Below are 21,176 nucleotides of genomic sequence, written 5' to 3'. Positions count from 1 at the left end.
TGCGGGATGTCCTCGGTGTTGGGATTCGCCATGTCAGGGGCAGGGAAGTGGCGGAATTCACTTATGCCCCGGGTCGAAGACAGGCACGCAGGGCAAGCTAGGCGATGGCTGTCAGATAACGCTCCACGGAAAAGCGCATCGCTTCCTTGGCGCCACCAAGCACGTTGCTCCCCCACCAGGCACCGTAGATGTGGTCATAGTCGAACGGTTCGACCGCTGACGCAATGCGCCTGACGGTTCGTGCGTTGAGCGGAATCTGGTTCGGATAGCTGTACATGAAGGAGAGGTGCCGTCGCGTCGGCACCACCTGCAGGATATCGCCGGAGAGGATGGCGTTGCCGCCGCTGCGTCTCCAGTGCAGCACCTGCCCGCCGGCGAAATGGCCACCGCAGCGGATCAGGGTAAGCGACGGGTTGAGGGCCAGTGTTTCGCCTTCCCAGAAGGCAACGGACGGATGCGGTCGCATCACCCATTGGCGGTCGTCGGCATGGATGTGGATCGGCACGCCGCCAAAGGCTTCGCTCCACTCGACCATCGAAGAATAATAGTGGCAATGCGAAATGGCGATCGCCTGCAGGCCGCCTCGGCGTTTGATCTCGGCCACGGCATCATCGCTGACCAGGCTGATGCAGTCCCACAGCACGTTGCCATCGGGTGTTTCGGCGAGCAGCGCACGTTGGCCGATGGCAAAGCGTGGCTCGATGCCAAAGGCGAGAACCTCAGCGTCGTCTTTCACCACCAGCCTGTGGGTTTCGGTGAGATCCTCAAAGGTCGTCCAGGCCTGACCCTGCCAGCGCACATATTGGCGCTCGTCCTCGCAGATCGGGCAATGCTCGGGCGGCAGTTCGCTCTCGGCGAACTGCACGCCGCACTGCAGGCACATGAAACAGGCCATTCTTCTCCTCCGGCTTTCCTTCCCCAAGAGGGACATAGGTCAACCGGAGGCGATACGAAAGGGCAGCGATATACAGTCTACTTCAGGCCGGTTCGAAGTTCAGTGCCACGCCGTTGATGCAGTAACGCAGGCCGGTCGGCGGCGGGCCGTCCTCGAAGACATGGCCGAGATGGCTGCCGCAGGTGGCGCAATGCACCTCGGTGCGCACCATGCCGTAGCTGCGGTCCACGGTGGTCTCGACCGAGCCTTCGACCGGATCATTGAAGCTCGGCCAGCCAGTGCCACTCTCGAACTTCAGCTTGGCTTCGAAAAGCGGGCTGTCGCAGCCCACACATTTGAAGGTGCCGGCACGCTTTTCATAAAGAAGGGCGCAGCTTCCCGGCCGCTCCGTGCCGTGATGGCGCATCACCTGATATTGCTCCGGTGTCAGCAACGCGCGCCATTCAGCGTCGGTGCGGGTGACGGGGAAGGTATGGGTGTCCATGAATGATCTCCTTGCCTTTGCGGCTTGTTGTTCGTTGCAGGGGATGTTCGCTCAAACATAGGCATTCGTTACACGCCTGCCCAGCCGTTCCAGCACGGGATTGTTGGGTCAGCTCTTGCTGCCCGATTCTTCCTGTTCATGTCTCAACGTGGCGATGAAGCGTTTGGTGCGTTGGTGCTGCGGGTTGCCGAACACCGTTTCGACCGGACCTTTCTCGACAACGATGCCTGCTTCCAGAAAAACCACCTCACGTGCCACCTTGGAGGCGAGCCGCAGATCATGCGTGGCCATCACCATGGTGGTGCCTTCCACGGCGAGCTGGCCAAGCACATCAACGACTTCCTGAGCGAGTTCGGGATCGAGCGCAGAGGTCGGTTCATCGCACAAAAGCACGCGGGGTGACGGCGCAAGCGCGCGGGCGATGGCGACGCGCTGTTGCTGCCCACCGGACAGGGTCGCCGGCCAAGCATCCGCCTTGTGTGCCATGCCGACCTTTTCAAGCAGCGAGAGCGCACGCTCGCGCGCCTTGTCCGCTGGCCATTTCAAGACTGTCACCAGCCCTTCCATGACGTTCTCGATGGCGGTGCGATGCGGAAACAGCTGGAAGTTCTGGAACACCATGCCGGTCTGCCGCCGCAGTCTCAGCACATCGCTGGACGAGACCTTGCCGCCGGGCTGGAAGGTCAATGTTTCCTCGCCGATCCTCACGGTGCCGACGGTCGGAATTTCCAGAAGATTGATACAACGCAGCAACGTCGACTTGCCGCCGCCCGACGGGCCGACCAGCGCGGTGACGCTGCCTTCTTTCATGGCGACGTTGATGTCCTTCAGAACGACATTGTCGCCGAAGCGCTTTTCCAGGTTGGAGAGTTCGATCACGAGCGTGCCTCCAGGAAACCGCCATAGCGGCTGAGCCGGGCTTCGAGCCGTACCTGCAATGCCGACAGGATCGAGCTCATCGCCAGATAGATCAGTGCGGCTTCGACATAGAGGATCAGCGGTTCATAAGTCACGGCGACGATACGCTGCGCCGACTGGAAAAGTTCCGGCAAGGTGATCGCGGCTGCAAGTGAGGTGTCCTTGACCAGCGAAATGAAGGTGTTGGACAGCGGCGGCACCGCGACCCTGCCGGCTTGCGGCAGAATGGTGCGGCGCATCGTCTGGCTCCAGGTCATGCCGATCGAATAGGCCGCTTCCCACTGCCCTTTCGGGACGGAGCCGATGACCGCACGAATGATCTCCGACGAATAGGCGCCGATGTTGAGTGTGAAGCCGATCAGCGCGGCGGGGAAAGCGTCGAGCACGATGCCGATGCTGGGCAATCCGTAGAAGATCAGGAACAGCTGAACCAGAAGCGGCGTGCCACGGATGATCCACACATAGAAGCGAACGATCGCTGCCAGCGGCCAGGGCCCGAACAGACGCAGCAGCGCCGCGCCGAGCCCTACGGCCAGCCCAAAGGCGAACGACAGAAGGGTGAGTGGTATGGTGAAAATCAATCCGGCCCACAAAAGGGGACCGAGCGAATCCAGCATCAATTGCAGCCAAGGTGGCACGAACTGTTCTCCCTCCGGACTTGTTCCATAGCGTCATCATAGTCGGTCGCAGAAAACACAAAAGCGGCGCGCCGCCAACGGCACGCCGCCTTGTTTGAGTGAGCCGGGTAAAATTCCCGGCCCGCAGCAGGCCTATTGGGAAACGTCCTGGCCGAAATAGGTCTCGGATATCTTCTTGTAGGTGCCGTCGGCCTTGATCTCGGCCAGCGCCTTGTTGATCGCCGCGACCAGCTCGGGATCGCCCTTGCGCACGATGACGCCGGAATAGTCGGCATTGGCTTCCTGCGCCACGATCTTCACCTTGGCATCGGGTTTGTGCTTCTTGAAATCGTAGAAGGAAAGGCTGTCGTTGATGGTGCCATCGACGCGGCCGTTGAGCACGAGCTGGATCGACTGGTCGAAACCGTCGGTGCCGACCAGTTCAGCGCCGTTCTTTTCGGCGATCTTGCCGAAGTTTGACGTGAGCGACTGCGCTGACTTCTTGCCCTTGAGATCGGCGAAGTCCTTGATGTCGGTATTGTCGTCACGAACGATGAGGACGGCCTTCGAAGCGATATAAGGGTCGGAGAAGTCGTACTTTGCCTTGCGCGCCTCGGTGATGCCGACCTGATTGATGACGGCATCGTAACGCTTTGCATCGATGCCGGCGATCAGACCGTCCCATTTGCCTTCGAGGAACTCGGCCTTGACGCCAAGCCGCTTCGCGATCTCGCGGCCGATCTCGACATCGAAGCCGACCAGCGCACCGGATGTGTCGTGATAGGTGAACGGAGCATAGGTGCCTTCAGTGCCGATCTTGAAGACGCCAGCCTGCTTGATCTGATCGAAGTCAGCACCGGCATGACCAGCGGTAACGGCCAGAACCTGCAGGGTTCCGGCCAGGAGCAGCGATTTCAGCCATTTCATCTTTTTGTGATCCCGTAATGTCGGCGGACAGCAAATGTCGACCTTTGGAGAGGTGCTGGAATGTGACAGAAGCTTGTCTTGCTAATAAGGAATCGAATTTCAAAATAGTTCAAACCGAGGAATTTTGTTCTATTTTAAGGCTGTTGCTTCCGGGCGGATGGATCGCACTGTTTCACTCCCGTGAGGAAGGCCGGGAACCATTGCCTGCATGGCACGTTGGTGGACGCCTTAGGACGCAGACCTGCCGGTCGGTCCATCCGGGCTCAACGGGCAGACGGGAAAGTCGCGATGATTCAAGATAGTGCAGGGCGTATCATGGTCCGTGCGGCGATGGCCGCCCCCTATCTGGAACGTGACCAGGAACATGATTTGGCGCAACGCTGGAAGGATGGCCATGATCAGCATGCCCTGAACCAGATTGTCATTGCCCACATGCGGCTGGTCATCGCGATGGCCGCGAAGTTCCGGTATTTCGGTCTGCCGGTTTCCGACCTGATCCAGGAAGGACATATCGGCCTTCTCGAAGCCGCCGCCCGCTTCGATCCAGAGCGTGAAGTCCGCTTCTCCACCTATGCAAGCTGGTGGGTACGAGCCTCCATGCAGGACTATATCCTGCGCAACTGGTCGATCGTGCGCGGCGGCACCAGTTCTGCGCAGAAAGCACTCTTCTTCAATCTGAGGCGCCTGCGCGCCCGTCTCGGTACGGGCACGGAGGCTTTGTCCAATCAGGCACTCTACCGCGAGGTTTCGACAGCGCTTGGTGTTTCCGAAACCGACGTTGCCATCATGGATGCAAGACTGTCGGCACCCGACAGTTCGCTCAACGCACCGCTGACCGAGGATGGGGCGGGGGCCGAGCGTGGGGATTTCCTGGTTTCGGATGGGCCGCTGCCAGACGAGATCGCCGGCGATACGATCGATATCGAGCGCCGCTCGGGTTGGCTGAAACAGGCGTTGGCGGCTTTGAACGAACGCGAATTGCGGATCATCGAGGAACGCCGCCTGGGCGACGAGAGCGCTACCCTGGAAGAGCTCGGCGAGACGCTCGGTATCTCCAAGGAGCGTGTCCGGCAGATCGAGGTGCGTGCACTGGAAAAGCTGAAATTGGCGCTGGTGAAGCAGAACCCGGAGTTTCTTGCCGCCTGATCGACCGGGTTTTTCCTATTGGTTCAAACCACCCGTGCGATGGCCATGGCAACGACCGTAATGGCAAGCAGGCCTGCGGCCAGACGTTCGCCGCGGACAGCCTGTCGCAAGGTGCTGGCCACGGCCTCTTGCGCCGTGGCGCGGCGTGACCGCCCAACCGATATGCCTTGAACGCCAGCGGCGACGATCGCCGCTATTGCCCCCACAGCCAGAGCTTGCTCCTGCGTGCCGAAATAGCCGGTGCCATGGAAGAGATACCAGAGGACGGCACCCGACAGGACGGCCACGGTGGCGGCCCCCATCTGCGGTCCGAATAGCGACATCGCCAATCGGCCGTCGCCTGTGCGCGCCAGCACGAAAGTCGAGCCGGCCCAGAACACGCCTGACATGACATGCAGAGCCAGTGCGAGCATGAAGACGATTTGCATTTCGCGGACCTCCATGAAGCCAGGGCAAAGAAACAGTAGATATCTAACTGTTAGATGTCAATCTATTAGACGCCAACCATTTCCATGCTAGTGTCCGGCCATGTTCGAACCTTCCGCCAAACCGATCGGGCTTGACCTTGCCCAAACCGCGAAAATCATCCGGCGTGCTCTGGACGATGCGATGATTGCCGGCGGTGGATCCTTCCCGGTGTGGTCCGTGCTGATTTCGGTGAAGTCGCAGCAATTCGGCCATCAGCGCCAGCTTGCGGAATCCGTCGGCATCCAGGGTGCGACGCTGACCCATCATCTCAATGCGATGGAGGCGGACGGCCTGCTGACCCGCCGCCGCGATCCCGCCAATCGTCGCAAGCATCTGGTCGAATTGACGCCAAGCGGCGAGACGCTGTTCCTGCGTCTGCGCGAAACGGCAATCGCCTTCGACCGGCAATTGCGGGCTGGCATAGGTCAGGACGAACTTGATCTGGCTCGATCCATGTTCGCGCGCCTGCGTGCGAATGTCAGCGGAGAAAATACGGAAACCAGGGAAGGTGCCGAAGCCGGGCTGTAGGCCGTGTGGATCCAGGCACTATCTGTCGGTAACGATCTTGACCTTGTCGCCGGCCGAAACCGTCGCGCCCGGACCCATCGCATTGAGCACGCGGAACAGGTCGAGCTTCCGGTCGACGCCGACCATCTGTGCCGACAAGGTGCCGATCGTCTCGCCTGGCCGCACGGTGGCAACGCGGATACGCAGCGGCTTCAGTGCTGCCTTCTCGGCAGGGCTCAGAACACGGAAGGTGCTGCTCACCGAACGCGCGACAGGCTCGAGCGACGTCCCGGCAGCAGGGGCGGCGGTGAGCAGCCGATAGACCTGGCCGCCGGCGCGGATGACCACGATATCGAACTGCCAGCCGTCGGCGCGGGCCTTGGCGACAGCGGCTTCGTTGCCGTTGATGGTCTCCTGGCGGACGCTGGCGTCGTCCAGGCCGGCAACCCAGCCGCTGCGGACGTAGTCCGGCAGCGACACATCCTTGTCGATCGTCACGCCGTCGAAACGCACCGCCATGTCACCGGGGCCGGTGGCGGTTACGGCAGCTGCCGAATTGTCGATGACGAAGCCGTCCGGCACCGCGAAGGAGACGCCCAGCTTGGGATGCAGGAACGTGTTGCCGCGCACATAGCCTTCCTCGGGCGTGTCGCCGTAAAGAAGGCCGTCAATGCCGGCGAGATAGGAATCGCGGTCGCGCGTGCCAAAGCCCGGCTGGCCGAACATGCGCGCATGGCGCTGCGCCAGGTCGATGCGCTGCGGCGTGTTGGGATGGGTGGCGAGGAAGTCGAGGCTGGCGTCGGTCGCGCCGCTGACCGAGCGGAAGCCGGCGTAGGAGGCCATCGACTGCAGGAAGCGTCCCGCCGCGTAGGGATCGTAACCGGCCTCGCCGACCGACTTGATGCCGATGGCGTCGGCCTCGAGTTCCTGGTTGCGTGAAAACTGCGCGAGCCTCAGCTTGCCGCGGATGAGCGCGGCCTTGGCGCTCGGGTTGTCACCCAGCACATCCGAGACGACCTTGGTGGCAAGGCCTTCCTCGGCCTCCAATTGCTGGCGCTGAAGACCGTGATTGGCGGTAACGTGCCCCATTTCATGCGCGATCACGGCGGCGATTTCGGATGAATCGTTGGCGAGCGCCAAGAGGCCGCGGGTGATGTAGAGATAACCGCCCGGAAGCGCGAAGGCGTTGACGTTGGGCGAGTTGAGGATGGTGATGCGATAGGTCTGCGTCGGATTGGCCGACACCACGGTCAGCCGGCCGACGATCTTGGCGACCATGCGCTCCAGCTTCGGATCGGAATATTCGCCGCCATAGGTCGCGAGGATGCGCGGGTGTTGCGCCTTGGCGAGATCGGCAAGGCGGCTGTTGGCCTGTGCATTGTCGACGGTGACGGGTCTGTTTGACGGCTGGAAGCCGGATTCTTCGACCGAATTCGGCATCACGGATTGGCAGGATGCGAGCGCGAGAACGACCCCTGCCAGCGCGAGCACGCGCGCTGGGGCTTTCTTGCAGCTCATGTCCAGGCCGGTCGACAGGTCGGCTTCCTTTCGTCTCGACGGGGCAATCGGCGATTGTGCCAGACCATCTGGTGCGGACCTAGCCACACGCGAAGCAGATTGGCAAGCAAGGACGATGATGCCCCCAAACCGGTTTGACCGCAAATTATGTCGGCTTCCAGGCAAGACAAATGCCTGAGTCGCGAAATCCGTTCCAGATTTCCACCGGTCAAGACCAGTTGAAATATACCGGTGGCAGCGCTTTTTCTTGGCGTTCGACTATTCTCCGTTCATGGCTCCGGCATAACGCCGGAAAGCTGCGGGGCCGTTCGCGGAAAAGAAATCGTGGGCCCTGCCGGTTGCAGCGACAGTGCCGTTTTCCAGGAAAACGACGTGAGCAGCGACGCGGCGCGCGTCTTCCGGCTGATGCGTGACGAAAAGCGTGGTCATCTTCCGCTCCGCCTGGACGGCGGCAACGAGATCCAGCATATCCTCCCGCAAGGCAGGCCCGAGCGAGGCAAAGGGTTCATCAAGCAGAAGAACCGGCCGGTCACGAACCAGGGCGCGAGCAAGCGCAACGCGCTGGCGTTCGCCGCCGGAAAGCTCCCGCGGCAGGCGTTTCTCCTTTCCTGTCAGGCCGGTGCGCGCGAGCGCGTCGGCTATTGCCATGCGGTCCGCGGCCGTGAGCGCAAGCGAAGGCGATATGCCGAGGCCGACATTGCGGAAAACGTCGAGATGGGCAAACAGGTTGTTTTCCTGAAAGACCATGGAAACCGGCCGTTCGGATGGCGACGCGGCGCTGAAATCCAGGCCATTGATCAGGACATGCCCGGAAAGAGGAATTTCGAACCCCGCCACGAGGTTGAGCAAGGTCGATTTGCCCGACCCGCTCGGACCCATCACGGCGGTGATTTCGCCGGCGGGAAATTCGGCATCGAAGGCGAGCCTGGTTTGGCCATAACTGAAAGTCGTCTTGTCGAGACGCAGCGACGCACCCTGTCGAGCCGGCATATCGGCAGTCATGAAGAGCGTTCCTTTCCGAGCCGGTCGGCAAGCAGGATCAGCGCAAAGCACACCAGACCCAGAAACAGGGCAAGCCCCGCAGCGTCGGCGGTACGATAACTGCCCATGCGGGCAAGTAGAAGGTAGGGCAACGTCTGCAGCGAATCCGAACCAAAAAGAGCGATCACGCCGAGATCGCCGAGCGACAGGGCCATGGCAAAGGCAAAGGCTGTGGCCAGCGGACGTCGCAGCACCGGCCAGTCGATCAGCTTCAGCCGGGCCCAGCCGGTGATACCAAGTTGAGCACAGAGCCGCTCATGCCGTTCGCTGGCCGCATCATAGGCCGGGCGGACGGCGCGCAACGCGAACGGCATCGCCATGATGGCATTCACTGCAACGACCATGACGGGAGCAATCGCGAAGGCGCTGCCGATGTGACGCAACAACAAAAACCAGCCGGCGCCGATGACGATCGGCGGCACGACCAGCACGAAGCCTGCACCCGTATCGGTGGCATATTCCAGCAAGGATCGCCCCCCATTCCTGCCGCGCTGGGTGGCCAGGCCACGCCGCGCCATCGTCAGTGACAAGGAAAGAGCGGTCGCGAGCAAAGCCGACAGGAAGGCGAGTGCCGCACTGGTCGTGGTAGCCAGATGCACGGCGCGTTCACCGGCGAGGCGAGCAAGTTCGGATTGTAGCCCGGCGGCTATGGTTGCGACCATCGGCCCAGCAACGAACAGCAGCGCCAGCAGGATGAGCAGGACATTCAACGCGACTTCACCGTTGCCGATCGAAAGGTAGCGGCGTGGCGCCACCGAAAGACTGGCTTCGGCCGTGGTGTTGGCGCCAAGGCGGGACAGCAGGGCCACAACCGCGAAAGTCAGCAGGATCTGCAGCAGCGTCAGCGCTACGGCGCGCGCAGGATCGAAGTCGAAGCGCAGTGCCTGATAGATGGCTACTTCCAGCGTCGTTGCGCGCGGTCCGCCGCCGAGGATCAGTACGATGGTGAAAGAGGTGATGCACAACATGAAAACGAGGCCGGCGACACCGGGAAGCGCCTGCCTCAGCGCCGGCCATTCAATGAAGCGGAAAGCGGGGCGCGCGCTCATGCCGAGCTGGCTGGCCAGCCGCCACTGATCAGCCGGAACAGTTTGCAGCGCTTCCAGGAAAAGGCGGACACAGAGTGGCAGGTTGAAGAAGACGTGGGCGACAAGAATGCCGGAAAGGCCATAGATGCCAGGCCAATCTTGCCCGCCGATTTTCGTCAGCATTTCCGCGAAATAGCCGGCGCGACCGTAGAGAGCGAGAACGCCGAGCGCAGCCACGATAGCAGGGAGCGCCAGAGGCACCGCGAAAAGTTGCAGAATGAAGCTGCGGCCGAAAAAACCGGGGTGACGCGACAACGCCCGCGCGACGAACAATGCCGGCAGGACCGACAAGAATGTCGACAGCAGGGCTTGCCACAAGGTGAAGCGGACGACCCGGAACAGATAGGAATCGAAGGCGGCCAAGGCGCCGGAAAAATCGCCGGCGCTTTCGATGACAAGGCCAAGGAAAGCGCCGCCTATCAGAACGGCAACAAAGACCAATGCGGCTATGCCCGCAGCAACGCGCTTGTCGCGCAACGCAGCGGGAGGCGCCGCCTGATGAGGCAAGGGAATCGCTGCCGCTCCTACTTGCTTATCACGGTCAGCCATTCATCCACCCAGGCCTTGCGGTTTTTCGCAACCTCTTCCGGGCTGAAAGTCAGGGTCTTGGCCGGCTTCACCAGTTTCTCGAAGGCGGGATCAAGCGGCTTGTCCATCTTCCCGGCGGGGAACATCCAGTTGGTCTCCGGAACGACATCCTGGAATTTCGGACTGGTCATGAAGGCCATGAATTTCCCGGACAGCGGATTCTTGGCGCCGGTCGTGGTAACACCGGCCACCTCGACCTGGAGGTAATGACCTTCGGAGAAGGAAGCGGCCTGGTAGCGATCTGTCTTTTCGGCGACCATATGATAAGCAGGCGAAGTGGTATAGGACAGAACCATCGGCGCTTCGCCCTTGGTGAACAGGCCATAGGCCTCGCTCCAGCCCGGCGTGACGGTCAGCACGCGGTCCTTCAGCTTCGCCCAGGCTTCCGGCGCCTTGTCGCCATAGACCGAGCGCACCCAAAGCAACAGGCCGAGGCCCGGCGTGGACGTGCGCGGGTCTTGTATGGCGATCTTCTGCGAGGCATCGCCCTCGACGAGATCCTTGAGGCTGGCCGGCGGCGTCTTCAATTTTTCGGTGTCATAGACGACAGCGAAATAACCGTAGTCATAAGGCACGAAAGTGTCGTCGTTCCAGCCGCCGGGCACGTCGAGTGCTGCGGTCGTGCCGTGCGGCACGAAGAGACCGGTCGCCTTGGCATCCGCGGTCAGGTTGGTATCGAGGCCAAGCACGATATCGGCCTTCGTGGCGGCACCCTCAAGCTTGACCCGGTTGAGCAGCGCGACGCCATCGGCGACCGATACGAAGTCGACCTCGCAATTGCATTCCTCTTCGAACGCCTTCTTCACCTGTGGGCCGGGTCCCCATTCGGCGGTGAAGCTTTCGTAGGTATAGACGGTAAGCTTGTCTTTCGCTGTTGCCGGCAGCGTGGCGGCAACAAGAGCGAGTGCCGAGACCAGGACAGACAGAGTTTTGCGCATCGGCGCCTCCTTCACTTCGTGACAAGGGAACTGGCGCTTTGGCTAAGCGTCTAATCCCTCCGCCGGTACAAACCGGATCAGGTTCAGCGGGTTGGCTTTTCGCCTCTCAGCCGGTTCGCGAAAACCGCGATCGGGCACCCCGTTAGAGCGGCTTGAGACATAGAGCGGGCCGTTGTGGCGTGCAAGTCCTAGTTTGCCGGGTCAGGTGGAACCGAAGCGGCAATCCGCACGCACTTCCGTTTCCGCATGGGGGCTGGTAAGGGCCACGCCCATGAGCATATTCACTCTTCTGCTTGGCGGTGAGGTCATCCACACGCCGCGGCTCGAGGCCCAGGTTGCCGGCACGCGCGTCATTGCCGCCGATTCCGGCATCCGGCATGCGGATATGCTGGGCCTTCTGCCGGAGCTGTGGGTGGGCGATTTCGATTCCGCGCCGGCCAACCTGCCGCCGCATCTGGCGAAGGTGCCACAGGAACGGTTCCCCGCCGAGAAGGATTCCACGGACGGAGAACTCGCGGTTTCGATTGCGCTTAAACACGGCGCGACGAAACTGAACCTGGTCGGTGCCTTCGGTGGCGCCCGGGCCGATCATGCTTTCCTGCACCTGGCTTTGGCACTCAGCCTGGCCGAACAGGGTACGGATGTGCTTCTGACCAGCGGTGCGCAGGAAGGCATTCCGGTATTGCCAGGCCACAGCAAGGCCTTCGACTACGCCGAGGGGACGCTGTTTTCCGTGCTTGGCTTCTCGAAACTCACCGGGCTCACCATCAAGGGCGCCAAATGGCCGCTGGATGCAGTGGAAATGCCCTTCGGTTCGTCGCTCACCATCTCCAATGCCGTGAGAGGCAAGCTTGAAATCACGCTCGGCAGCGGCCGTGCGCTTCTGCTCGCCCATCCTTACCCACTCCCTGAAAGCTGATATGGCGCCGCCACTTCTCAATTTGACCGATATCAAACTGACCTTCGGCGGCACGCCCTTGCTGGACGGCGCGGAACTCGTAGCGGCTCCCGGCGACAAGATCGCGTTGGTCGGCCGCAATGGTTCCGGCAAGTCGACATTGCTCAAGATCGCTGCCGGCATGATCGAGCCGCAGGATGGCGAGGTGTTTCGCCAGCCGACGGCAACCGTACGCTACCTGCCGCAGATCCCTGACATGGACGGTTTTGCGAGCGTGCGGGCCTATGTCGAGGCGGGATTGGGGCCGGCCGACGACCCGTATCGCGCGACCTATCTGATGAAGCATCTGGGTCTTACTGGCGAAGAGCGCCCCGCCGATCTTTCCGGGGGCGAGGCACGCCGTGCCGCATTGGCCCGCGTCATGGCACCGGAGCCCGACATTCTGCTGCTCGACGAGCCAACGAACCATCTCGACCTCGCCGTCATCGAATGGCTGGAAGAGGAGCTGGCGCGCACCTCCTCGGCCTTGATCGTCATTTCCCACGACCGTCGTTTCCTGCAGCGCATCTCGCGCGCCACCGTATGGCTCGATCGCGGCCAGACTCGCCGGCTGGACAAGGGCTTCGCCCATTTCGAGGAATGGCGTGACCAGGTTCTGGAGGAAGAAGAACGCGACCAGCACAAACTCGGCCGGCAGATCGTGCGCGAGGAGCACTGGCTGCGCTACGGCGTGACCGCGCGGCGCAAGCGCAACATGCGCCGGCTTGGCGAATTGCAGACGATGCGCCAGCGCTTCCGCAGTCATCGCGGCGCCGAGGGCACCGCGACGCTGGTGGCAAGCGACGCCGCCGAATCCGGCAAGCTGGTGATCGAAGCCAAGAACATCGAGAAGAGCTTCGGCGATCTCACCGTGGTGAAGGATTTTTCGACCCGCATCCAGCGCGGCGACCGCGTCGGTCTGGTCGGTCCCAACGGTGCCGGCAAGACGACGCTGCTGAAGATGCTGACTGGGGAGATGAAGCCGGATGCGGGTTCGGTGCGGCTGGGCGTCAACCTCGAGATCGCGGCACTCGACCAGAAGCGCGAGGCGGCCGACCCGGATGAAACGCTGGCCCACTACCTGACGGATGGGCGCGGCGAGAACCTCGTCATCAATGGCGAGCAGCGTCATGTCGTGTCCTACATGAAGGATTTCCTGTTCAAGCCGGAGCAGGCACGCACGCCGGTGCGCGAGCTTTCCGGCGGCGAGCGGGCACGGTTGCTGCTTGCCCGTGTCCTGGCGCGGCCGGCAAACCTTCTGGTGCTGGACGAGCCGACAAACGATCTCGACATGGAGACGCTGGAGCTGCTGCAGGAACTGGTGGCCGGTTTTGCCGGCACGGTCATCCTGGTCAGCCACGATCGCGATTTCCTCGATCGCACGGTCACCAGTGTGATCGCGCCTGACGGAGGTGGGCGTTGGGTGGAATATGCCGGAGGCTACTCCGACATGCTGGCGCAGCGCGGCGGCACGAAGCTCGACGACCGCAAAGCCCGCAACGGGCAGTCCGCTGAGCCGAAAGCCGAAAAGCCACGTTCGGATGCGCCGAAAGAGTCGGCCAGGAAGCTCTCCTTCAAGCAGAAATTCGCCTTGGAAAATCTGCCGAAGAAGATCGAGGCGGTGACGGCATCGATCGCCAGGCTGGAGAACAACATCGCCGATCCGGCCTTCTATGAGCGGGATGCGGTTGGTTTCCAGAAGACGATTGCAGCGCTTGACAAGGAACGAGCGACGCTTGCCACTCTTGAGGAAGAGTGGCTGGAACTGGAAATGCTGCGAGAGGAACTGGAGGGCTGAGGCGCTGTTTCGGCTGCTGCACTCTTATTCCGGCAATCGGCAAATCTGGCATTGATCTTGGCGGGGCGGATCGTGCTACCGTTGGTACGGTGATCACTGGAGCGTTTCCGTTTTCTACGGAAACGCGGAAACGCTCCGCTCTTTGTTTTTACGCAATTCCGGACGCAAAACCGCTACGCACTTTTGCTGGAATTGCTCTGGCCGACGGAGGAGGACTTTCATGGCAGAACCTACCGGATGGCGCCACATGTCGAGCGCGCCGAAGGACGGCAGCCGTGTCCTGGTCACGGTGAGGTCATCCGAGCAGGGACCTGCGGAAGTCGACGTCGCCTATTGGGCGCGATCCGACCAGTTCGGCATGGAAGGATGGCGTGCGAACGATTCCTACCCAGGCCATATGATCGAATATGCCGACCCCGAATTGAAATGCTGGATGCCGCTGCCAAGCGCCAATGCGAACGCGAGCGCCCTGGCCGACATGCCGACACCTTGGGAAGGCAGCGAAGAGGAACTGTACGGTTCGGGCATCTAGCCCGGCCGAACATGTGCTTCCGACGCCTTGCTCTCACTGCCAGGCTATCGGTTATGCTTAACGGACGGTTCCGAGCCCGACCCCGGACGTAACCACATTGTTCGATATATTATGAAGTACTTTCATAATGACACATGGTTGGTGTAGCGTCCGCCCGCGTTAATAAAGACCAGTTTGCATCAAGGCATTGCGGCATGCGTATTCTTGGGACTGGGTTGGGTTACTTCACGGGGGGAGATAGCTTTCTCCTTCTTTGCAGCCGCATCGTTTCGGTGCGCTCGCTCTCGGCATTGCTGATCGGCATATTCGCTTTCGGGACAATGGCGACTTCCGCGGCATTCGCGGACGAGTGCTCATCGCTGGCACGCCAGATACGCAGCGGCGGCGGCGGTGGCGTCAGCCCGCAACAGGCGCAGTTGCGACGACAACTTGTGGCCATCCAGGCACTGGAGCGGCGGCGACAATGTTCGGGCAAGAGTTCTGGCGGCTTCTTCGATCCTTGTGGCGATCTGGAGCGCATGCGCGCGGACGTCATGAGGCAAATGGCGGCAAGCAGCGGCGGACGCGACACGTCGGTTCTGCGGGCCCGTTATGTTGCACTCGGCTGTGCACCGGAGCGGCGCGAGAGACAGGCCGTGCGCCCCTCTTCTTCAGGGGCCGCGTCTTCGGCATCGACGTGGGTTGGCAGCACTTCGATGCTTTATTGCGTGCGCCCCTCCGACGGCTATTTCTTTCCAGCGCCGAAATCGCAATTCGCCAGGGACGGGGATTTGAAAGAGACCACCGACCAGTGCCGTTTTATTTGCGACGATCCGGCCATGGAAGTGTTCGCCCTGACCGATCCCAGTCTGGAAACGGAGGAGATGATCTCGGTCGCCGAACGCAAACCATACAAGGAATTGTCGACTGCGTTTCGCTATCGCGACGATCCGGCCTTCAGGAGCTGCGATCTGCGCCGTTACTACAGCCGGGTCAACGAAATGCGCGCGCGGACGGTAACACCCCACAACATGAAAAACGCCGTGATCCCGCTTCCGACTGAGAAGCCGGAGCAGGACCTGGTCGGATCATCGACTGCTGATGCGACAAAGGTCGATGCGCCCGCGCCGATGGCGCTGATGGAAGAGCCTGCATCGGATCGGACCGTGCGCGTCGTCGGACCAGCTTTCTTGCCGGATCTTTGATGAACGCTTGGCTACGAACCGCAGCCTCGCTCCTGTCGTCACCCGAGACGTAAAGGCATTCCGCCGCCGGCGTCGTCATACGGCGAATGCGCGGTTCGACATGTGATGGCGCGCATACTTGATGTCGCCGCTATTTCGTCCCAAATCGGTGAGCATGAACAGTGAGGCACGGGTGCATGATGGCGGTCTGCTGTGGGGCTTGACCCCATCGCTGATCTTTCATGCGCTCATCATTGCGCTTCTGCTCTTCGGCTCGTCGAGGCTTCCTCAGCAGAAACCGGACGATGGGGCGGTCAATGTCGTGATGGTGCCGCCGCCCGAACAGGTGAAGCCGAAACCAGTTCCGGCAGCATCGCCAAAGGATGCCGAGATCGAAAAGCCGCTGGATCAGACGGTTGAGAAGCCGCTTTCGCCAAGAACGCGTCCGCCTATCGAGGAGCTGAAACCCGTTTTCCAGTACGGCGCCAAGGATACTGGTCCACAGAAATCCATAGACGGAAACAGTGCGCAAGAAAGCTCTGCGTCGCCGGCTAAGAATGACAATCCGAAGCAGCCTGGCGCTATGAAAGAAAGCGAGCCTAAACCCGAAGCCACGCCAAATCTCCCGAAACAGGAAGACGCGGCAGGCGACCGCGAAGCTCCACAGGATCCGGCGAAGAATGCGAGCTCACCGAAGCCTGACGAGCAAGAGGCCAAGCCAACCGGTGCCGATACGCAGGAACCCGTGGCGGGTGACGCCGCCGAAATCGAGCTTCCCATGGCGGCCGCAGCGCCGCGACCCAGGCCCGCAAAGACCCCGAAGCCGGCAAGCGCCGGCGCCAGAAGATCAAGTTCCACGGATGTGGCTGCTGCCTTGCCGCAGGGATATTCCAATCTTCCGGGTGTCCGTAGGCTCAATTCGCAAAGTGCGACCGGCGCCGCGCTGGCCGAGACCTCGATGGACGGAATGACGCGCGATCAACGGGTTGGCAAACTTTGCGCGAGCGCATTGCAGCGGCAGCTTCGGGACGAAGGTTACTTCGCCGAATTGCTCCCATACCGTCTCCTCAAGGCAGGCAATGTGCTGGATGCTCCTGACGCCACCTTTCGCACCCGAACGGCCTGGTACAGAGTAAGCTTTCGATGTGAGGTTGATGCCAACGCGACACGGGTATTGTCTTTTGTTTCCCGTACCGGAGCTCTTGTCCCGCAGGCTGAATGGGCAGCCCTCGATCGGTCTGCCCGTGTATTGCCTGGAACCTGACTGAAACCATCGTGGTTGGTATAGCAGCGGCAGTTAACCGGACGTCTTCGCCTGCCACGCCTTGAGCGCTTCGTCAAAGACCTTGTCGCCGGGAAGGCCCTTTTCCATGGTGATCAGCGCACGCCGTCCCGATTTGTAGACAACGGGAATGTCGATCCATTCCTGGTTGCGCAACAAGGTCAGGTTGGCGTCCTGGTCGGCCTTGGTGTCGTTGAGCGCGACAAGGAAATAGCCGTCGGCGATCTTGGCGGGCACGCCGATCAGCGGGCTGCCGGCTTCCTGCTCGGACGTTTTCATGGCGATGCGCAGCACGTTGTCGATGCCGCCGCCTTCGAAGCCCTGCGGGGTGAGGAAAATCATCTCGATGATATGGCTGGCCGGCAGGGTCTGGTCGGCATTGCGGCGGATGGTCATGCGCAACTGCACATCCTTGGCCGGCACCGTCACCTCGGCGCGGATCGCCGGCTCGGGCGGGGCATCGCCGCCTGGCGATTCCTGAACCACGGACCAGACGATGTTGCCGGGCTGAGCCGATCCTTCAGCCGAGGAAGTGCGCTCTTCGTAGTAGATCGCCTTCTGGCCGACCGGGATGGCTGGCTGCGTGGCGGTAGCGCCTGGCGTCGCCGGTGTCGTCTGGCCCGCTGCAGCAGGGTCCGTCGGTGCCGGGGCTCCAGGCGTGGCTGGTTGCCCTTCAGCGGGCGTTGTCGGTGGCGGAGTGGTCAGGGCGACGATGGACGTACCTTCGCCGACGCTTGATGCACCACCAGCGCGGCCGGGATCCGTCTCTTTGCCGTCGGGCAGCAGCCGCTGTGTGAGTTTCTGCGGTTCACCATTTTCCGCCGCCGGAGCAGGGGAATTCGCCGCCGCGTTCGGCTGGGCTGGTGTCGGTTCAGCGGGCTTTTCCGGTGTCGCTGGCTGCGCGGGCTGATTGTCAGCGGTCTCGGTCTTGTTCGAGCCGAACATGTCCTTGAACGCGTCCCTGTTCAGCCACACGCCGTAGCCGCCACCGGCCAGGACTGCGAGGGTGACAACGGCGGCGATGACGCGGCCGAGACCGCGTTTGTTCTCCGGCTCGTCGATGTCGTCGAAATGCTCGTCGGCGACATCGTCATCGACAGGCTGCTGCTTCGAGAAAATCGTGTCGTGGACATCGGGTAGCCGTTTGTCGGCCTCGAAGGCTTGCGCCAGCGGCCGATCGGAAGAAGACGTCGTGGCCTTGTCGGAATCGAAAGCGGGCTTGGTCTCGGTTTTCGGCTTTGACCATCCCGACTCAAGCGTGGGTTTCGAACCGGACAGCACGGAGGTCGGCTTGGCGGCTGGTGCAGGCTGGGGTTCCGGCCGGCGCGCTTCCGGCTGTGGCTTTTGCCAGGAGGGTTGTGCCTGGGCGGGGCGCTCTTCGACGCGGGAAGAGGGAGGAGTCTGCGCTTGTGGTGCAGGTGCCGCGGGCTCGGTCTTCGTCGCTGGCCGCACATGGGTCTGCTGCGTGCGGTTGCGGTCGATCGAGGAGAAGATGTTCTCGAGTTCCGCCAGCGGGTCGAGCGGGGGCTGTGCGCTCTTGGTGTAGTCCTTTTCGACGGAGGCGATGGCATCTTCCAGCGCTTTGCGCTGACGCTCGGCGACCGCCGCGGGCGGCGGCGGATTGATGGCTGCCAGTTTGCTCTCGATGGTGGCGCGTGCCTTGTCATAGACTTTGGCGCGCACGTCCGGCGTCGTCTCGCCGAGCCCGTCGAGCGTCTTCTTCAGAACCGCAACGAAATCTGCCATGCTTCAATCGAACCTGTCGTTCGCTTCCAGGGCGGGCTCAGCAAATCAGCAGGCCCGCCAGGCCTTTGACAATTAATCTTGAAACGGATCAGTCACAAGTATGGTGTCGTCCCGTTCCGGACTTGTGGAAAGAAGCGCCACGGGGGCACCGATCAGTTCCTCAATGTAACGCACATATTTGACCGCCTGAGCCGGCAATTCGGCCCAGCTTCTTGCCCCGGCGGTCGTCTGCGACCAGCCTTCGAGTGTTTCGTAAATCGGCTTAACCGCAGCTTGTGCCCGCATTGAGGCAGGCAGATAGTCGATCTGCTGGCCGTCGAGCTCATAGCCGACGCAGATCTTGATTTCCTTCAGTCCATCCAGAACGTCGAGCTTGGTCAACGCGATGCCGGTGATGCCGGAAGTCTTGACCGTCTGGCGCACCAGCACGGCGTCGAACCAGCCGCAGCGGCGGGGGCGACCGGTGTTGACGCCGACCTCGCGGCCGACCTTGGCCAGATGACGACCGATCTCGTCGTCCAGTTCGCAAGGGAAGGGGCCTTCGCCAACGCGCGTCGTATAGGCCTTGGTGATGCCCAGGACATAGCCGATCGCGGTTGGACCGAGGCCCGAACCGGCTGCGGCCTGCCCAGCTACGGTGTTGGACGAGGTAACGAAGGGATAGGTGCCGTGGTCGTTGTCCAGCAGCGCGCCCTGCGCGCCCTCGAACAGGATACGGGCGCCGGTCCGGCGCTTTTCATCGAGCACACGCCAGACCTGATCCATGAAGGGCAGGATCTGGTCCGCGACAGAGGTCAGTTCGGCATGGATCGTCTCAGGCGCGATCTCGTTCAACCCCATGCCGCGCCGGAGCGCGTTGTGATGGGTCAGAAGCCGCTCGATCTTGGGCATCAGCGTTTCAGGGTCCGCCAGATCGACCAGTCGGATTGAACGGCGCCCCACCTTGTCCTCATAGGCCGGTCCAATGCCGCGGCGGGTGGTGCCGATCTTGAGACCGGAATTCGCATCTTCGCGGATAGCATCGAGTTCACGGTGCAGCGACAGGATCAGCGGGGCGTTGTCGGCGATACGCAGGATTTCCGGGGTGATCGTCACGCCCTGGTCGCGCAGTTTTTCCAGTTCCGCGGTGAAGTGGTGCGGGTCGACCACGACGCCGTTGCCGATGACCGAGAGTTTGCCCTGTACGAGGCCTGAGGGCAGCAGGGCAAGTTTGTAGCTGACACCATCGATGACCAGTGTGTGGCCAGCATTATGGCCGCCATGGAAGCGCACGACCACATCGGCACGGTCGGCCAGCCAGTCCACGATCTTGCCTTTGCCTTCGTCGCCCCATTGCGAGCCGACGACCACCACGTTGGCCATATCACTATCCCTTGCTCAACACCAAAAGCGGGCCTCAAAGCCCGCCACGACAGGCCCATATAGCCTCAAGCCCTTCGTTGCGCGACCCTTTCTTTGCCGTGAAAGCCATCTCTTTGTTTTGGCGTGTGATCTTGACCCCGAAAAGTCTCCAACTCTCGGGGGCATGTGATCGGCACAGGATTTTTGGCCTTCTGCATCATTTACTTGGCTGCCGCAGCACCATAGGCCGGTGTCATCGTGTCCCCCCAGACGGTCCGGCGGAGTCTGCCGTATGCATCGCAAAGCCTACGCTCTGCTTCTTCTCACCACGCTGCTGTGGGGTGGAAACGCCGTGGCTGGAAAACTTGCGGTCGGCCATGTCTCGCCGATGACGCTGGTGTTCTTCCGTTGGGTAATGGCCGTCGTCATCCTGCTGCCGATTGGCGGTCGCGCCTTCACGGAAGACTGGCCGACTATCCGGCGGCACCTGTTCCTGCTTGTCGTTCTCGGCGCTTGCGGCTTCTCGCTCTTCAACGTGATTTTCTATGCGGCGCTGAACTATACGACGGCGATCAATGTTTCGATCGAGCAGGCCAGCATGCCGATCCTGATCATCGTCGCGAACTTCCTGTTCTTCCGTCTCAGGATAGGCTGGCCACAGGCGCTCGGTGTCATGCTCACCATTGTCGGCGTCATTCTCACCGCCAGCCATGGCGATCCGGCCCAACTCCTGAAGCTCAACCTGAATTTCGGCGACGCGATCATGCTGATCGCCGTCGTGCTCTACAGCGGCTATTCGGTTGGGCTGCGGCTCAAACCTGTCCTGCAGTGGCAGAGCCTCATGCTAGCCCTGTCGATCGCCGCACTCCTGGTCTCGGTGCCGTTCTTCGTCTGGGAAGTCGCCAGCGGCTCGGCCATCCTCCCCGATCGGGAAGGGTGGGCAATTACGCTCTATACGGCACTCGGCGCCTCGGTCATCTCACAGGTCACCTATATTCGCGGCATCGAATTGATCGGTGCCAACCGCGCCGGATTGTTCATCAACCTTGTGCCGATTTTCGGCACCCTGCTGTCCATTCTGATCCTGGGCGAGGAATTCCACCTCTACCACGCGATCGCGTTGGCATCGGTCTTCGGCGGTATCTGGCTGGCTGAGCATGGCAGCCGTCGAACCATAGCCGGACAGGAAGTCTGACCTGGCTCCGAAAAAAAGGCGCGGCCGAGCCGCGCCTTTCCGATTCA

The 21,176-nt window shown here is 61.7% G+C and carries 20 protein-coding genes and 1 riboswitch; of the genes, 8 read left to right on the top strand and 12 right to left on the bottom strand.

All coding sequences use genetic code 11. From position 1 onward, the window contains the following. Positions 1 to 97: 97 nt before the first annotated feature. The 5 genes from AO692_RS31200 to AO692_RS31180 all read right to left on the bottom strand — a co-directional run bounded on the left by AO692_RS31200 (position 98) and on the right by AO692_RS31180 (position 3,841). Complete coding sequence (locus AO692_RS31200; protein ID WP_054313897.1) at positions 98 to 895, bottom strand: MBL fold metallo-hydrolase; 798 nt, start codon at positions 893 to 895, stop codon at positions 98 to 100. Positions 896 to 977: 82 nt separating this feature from the next. Continuing rightward, on the bottom strand, positions 978 to 1,379 hold the full coding sequence (gene msrB / locus AO692_RS31195; protein ID WP_054313896.1) for a peptide-methionine (R)-S-oxide reductase MsrB: 402 nt from the start codon (positions 1,377 to 1,379) through the stop codon (positions 978 to 980). A gap of 108 nt (positions 1,380 to 1,487) precedes the next feature. Further along, complete coding sequence (locus AO692_RS31190) at positions 1,488 to 2,258, bottom strand: amino acid ABC transporter ATP-binding protein (protein ID WP_054313895.1); 771 nt, start codon at positions 2,256 to 2,258, stop codon at positions 1,488 to 1,490. Next, entirely contained in the window at positions 2,255 to 2,935 is a 681-nt protein-coding gene (locus tag AO692_RS31185; protein WP_054313894.1) for an ABC transporter permease subunit, read from the bottom strand. Before AO692_RS31185 ends, AO692_RS31190 begins: the two co-directional genes overlap by 4 nt. 132 nt (positions 2,936 to 3,067) lie before the next feature. Continuing rightward, the gene (locus AO692_RS31180) at positions 3,068 to 3,841 is read right to left on the bottom strand and encodes an amino acid ABC transporter substrate-binding protein (protein ID WP_054313893.1); all 774 of its coding nucleotides are present in this window, start codon (positions 3,839 to 3,841) and stop codon (positions 3,068 to 3,070) included. Between the two features lie 288 nt (positions 3,842 to 4,129). Here AO692_RS31180 and AO692_RS31175 point away from each other — a divergent pair, with 288 nt between their 5' ends. After that, positions 4,130 to 4,987 (top strand): RNA polymerase factor sigma-32, encoded by an 858-nt coding sequence (locus tag AO692_RS31175; protein WP_054313892.1) that lies wholly within the window; start codon positions 4,130 to 4,132, stop codon positions 4,985 to 4,987. A gap of 23 nt (positions 4,988 to 5,010) precedes the next feature. On the opposite strand, the gene AO692_RS31170 is transcribed toward AO692_RS31175, so the two are convergent. Beyond that, positions 5,011 to 5,415: a hypothetical protein gene (locus tag AO692_RS31170; RefSeq protein ID WP_054313891.1), complete on the bottom strand. Its 405-nt coding sequence runs from the start codon at positions 5,413 to 5,415 to the stop codon at positions 5,011 to 5,013. A 100-nt stretch (positions 5,416 to 5,515) separates the two neighbouring features. Here AO692_RS31170 and AO692_RS31165 point away from each other — a divergent pair, with 100 nt between their 5' ends. Beyond that, positions 5,516 to 5,983 (top strand): MarR family winged helix-turn-helix transcriptional regulator, encoded by a 468-nt coding sequence (locus AO692_RS31165; RefSeq protein ID WP_054313890.1) that lies wholly within the window; start codon positions 5,516 to 5,518, stop codon positions 5,981 to 5,983. A gap of 18 nt (positions 5,984 to 6,001) precedes the next feature. Here AO692_RS31165 and AO692_RS31160 read toward each other — a convergent pair whose 3' ends face one another. The 4 genes from AO692_RS31160 to thiB all read right to left on the bottom strand — a co-directional run bounded on the left by AO692_RS31160 (position 6,002) and on the right by thiB (position 11,135). Beyond that, entirely contained in the window at positions 6,002 to 7,480 is a 1,479-nt protein-coding gene (locus AO692_RS31160) for a M48 family metalloprotease (protein WP_054313889.1), read from the bottom strand. Positions 7,481 to 7,738: 258 nt separating this feature from the next. Next, a complete protein-coding gene (gene thiQ, locus AO692_RS31155) occupies positions 7,739 to 8,482 on the bottom strand; it encodes a thiamine ABC transporter ATP-binding protein (protein WP_054313888.1) in 744 nt (247 codons plus the stop codon). Further along, the gene (gene thiP, locus AO692_RS31150; protein WP_082407684.1) at positions 8,479 to 10,158 is read right to left on the bottom strand and encodes a thiamine/thiamine pyrophosphate ABC transporter permease; all 1,680 of its coding nucleotides are present in this window, start codon (positions 10,156 to 10,158) and stop codon (positions 8,479 to 8,481) included. Before thiP ends, thiQ begins: the two co-directional genes overlap by 4 nt. Continuing rightward, the gene (gene thiB, locus AO692_RS31145) at positions 10,134 to 11,135 is read right to left on the bottom strand and encodes a thiamine ABC transporter substrate binding subunit (protein ID WP_054313886.1); all 1,002 of its coding nucleotides are present in this window, start codon (positions 11,133 to 11,135) and stop codon (positions 10,134 to 10,136) included. Before thiB ends, thiP begins: the two co-directional genes overlap by 25 nt. A 37-nt stretch (positions 11,136 to 11,172) precedes the next feature. Next, a riboswitch (TPP riboswitch) is annotated at positions 11,173 to 11,287 on the bottom strand. Between the two features lie 119 nt (positions 11,288 to 11,406). Between thiB and AO692_RS31140 the strand changes: the two genes are divergently transcribed. The 5 genes from AO692_RS31140 (at position 11,407) to AO692_RS31120 (ending at position 16,829) form a co-directional block, all read left to right on the top strand. After that, positions 11,407 to 12,054 carry a thiamine diphosphokinase gene (locus AO692_RS31140; RefSeq protein ID WP_054313885.1) on the top strand — a complete coding sequence of 216 codons (648 nt, stop codon included), beginning with the start codon at positions 11,407 to 11,409 and terminating at the stop codon, positions 12,052 to 12,054. Position 12,055: 1 nt separating this feature from the next. Then, the gene (locus AO692_RS31135; protein ID WP_054313884.1) at positions 12,056 to 13,870 is read left to right on the top strand and encodes an ABC-F family ATP-binding cassette domain-containing protein; all 1,815 of its coding nucleotides are present in this window, start codon (positions 12,056 to 12,058) and stop codon (positions 13,868 to 13,870) included. A 220-nt stretch (positions 13,871 to 14,090) separates the two neighbouring features. Further along, a complete protein-coding gene (locus tag AO692_RS31130; RefSeq protein ID WP_054313883.1) occupies positions 14,091 to 14,402 on the top strand; it encodes a hypothetical protein in 312 nt (103 codons plus the stop codon). A 134-nt stretch (positions 14,403 to 14,536) separates the two neighbouring features. Next, positions 14,537 to 15,586 carry a DUF2865 domain-containing protein gene (locus tag AO692_RS31125; protein ID WP_244483561.1) on the top strand — a complete coding sequence of 350 codons (1,050 nt, stop codon included), beginning with the start codon at positions 14,537 to 14,539 and terminating at the stop codon, positions 15,584 to 15,586. A 304-nt stretch (positions 15,587 to 15,890) separates the two neighbouring features. Continuing rightward, positions 15,891 to 16,829 carry a DUF930 domain-containing protein gene (locus AO692_RS31120; RefSeq protein WP_244483560.1) on the top strand — a complete coding sequence of 313 codons (939 nt, stop codon included), beginning with the start codon at positions 15,891 to 15,893 and terminating at the stop codon, positions 16,827 to 16,829. Between the two features lie 33 nt (positions 16,830 to 16,862). On the opposite strand, the gene AO692_RS31115 is transcribed toward AO692_RS31120, so the two are convergent. Together AO692_RS31115 and AO692_RS31110 are read right to left on the bottom strand one after the other, a co-directional pair. Then, positions 16,863 to 18,593: a hypothetical protein gene (locus tag AO692_RS31115; protein WP_054313881.1), complete on the bottom strand. Its 1,731-nt coding sequence runs from the start codon at positions 18,591 to 18,593 to the stop codon at positions 16,863 to 16,865. Between the two features lie 72 nt (positions 18,594 to 18,665). Further along, complete coding sequence (locus AO692_RS31110; RefSeq protein WP_054313880.1) at positions 18,666 to 19,955, bottom strand: adenylosuccinate synthase; 1,290 nt, start codon at positions 19,953 to 19,955, stop codon at positions 18,666 to 18,668. 271 nt (positions 19,956 to 20,226) lie between these two features. Between AO692_RS31110 and AO692_RS31105 the strand changes: the two genes are divergently transcribed. Next, a complete protein-coding gene (locus AO692_RS31105) occupies positions 20,227 to 21,129 on the top strand; it encodes a DMT family transporter (RefSeq protein ID WP_054313879.1) in 903 nt (300 codons plus the stop codon). Positions 21,130 to 21,176 lie beyond the last annotated feature (47 nt).

Source organism: Mesorhizobium sp. 1M-11, assembly GCF_001303895.1.
In the GTDB taxonomy this organism is placed as follows: Bacteria; Pseudomonadota; Alphaproteobacteria; order Rhizobiales; family Rhizobiaceae; genus Mesorhizobium.
Note: the sequence above shows the minus strand (reverse complement) of the source record. Positions and strands in the feature narration are given on the sequence as shown.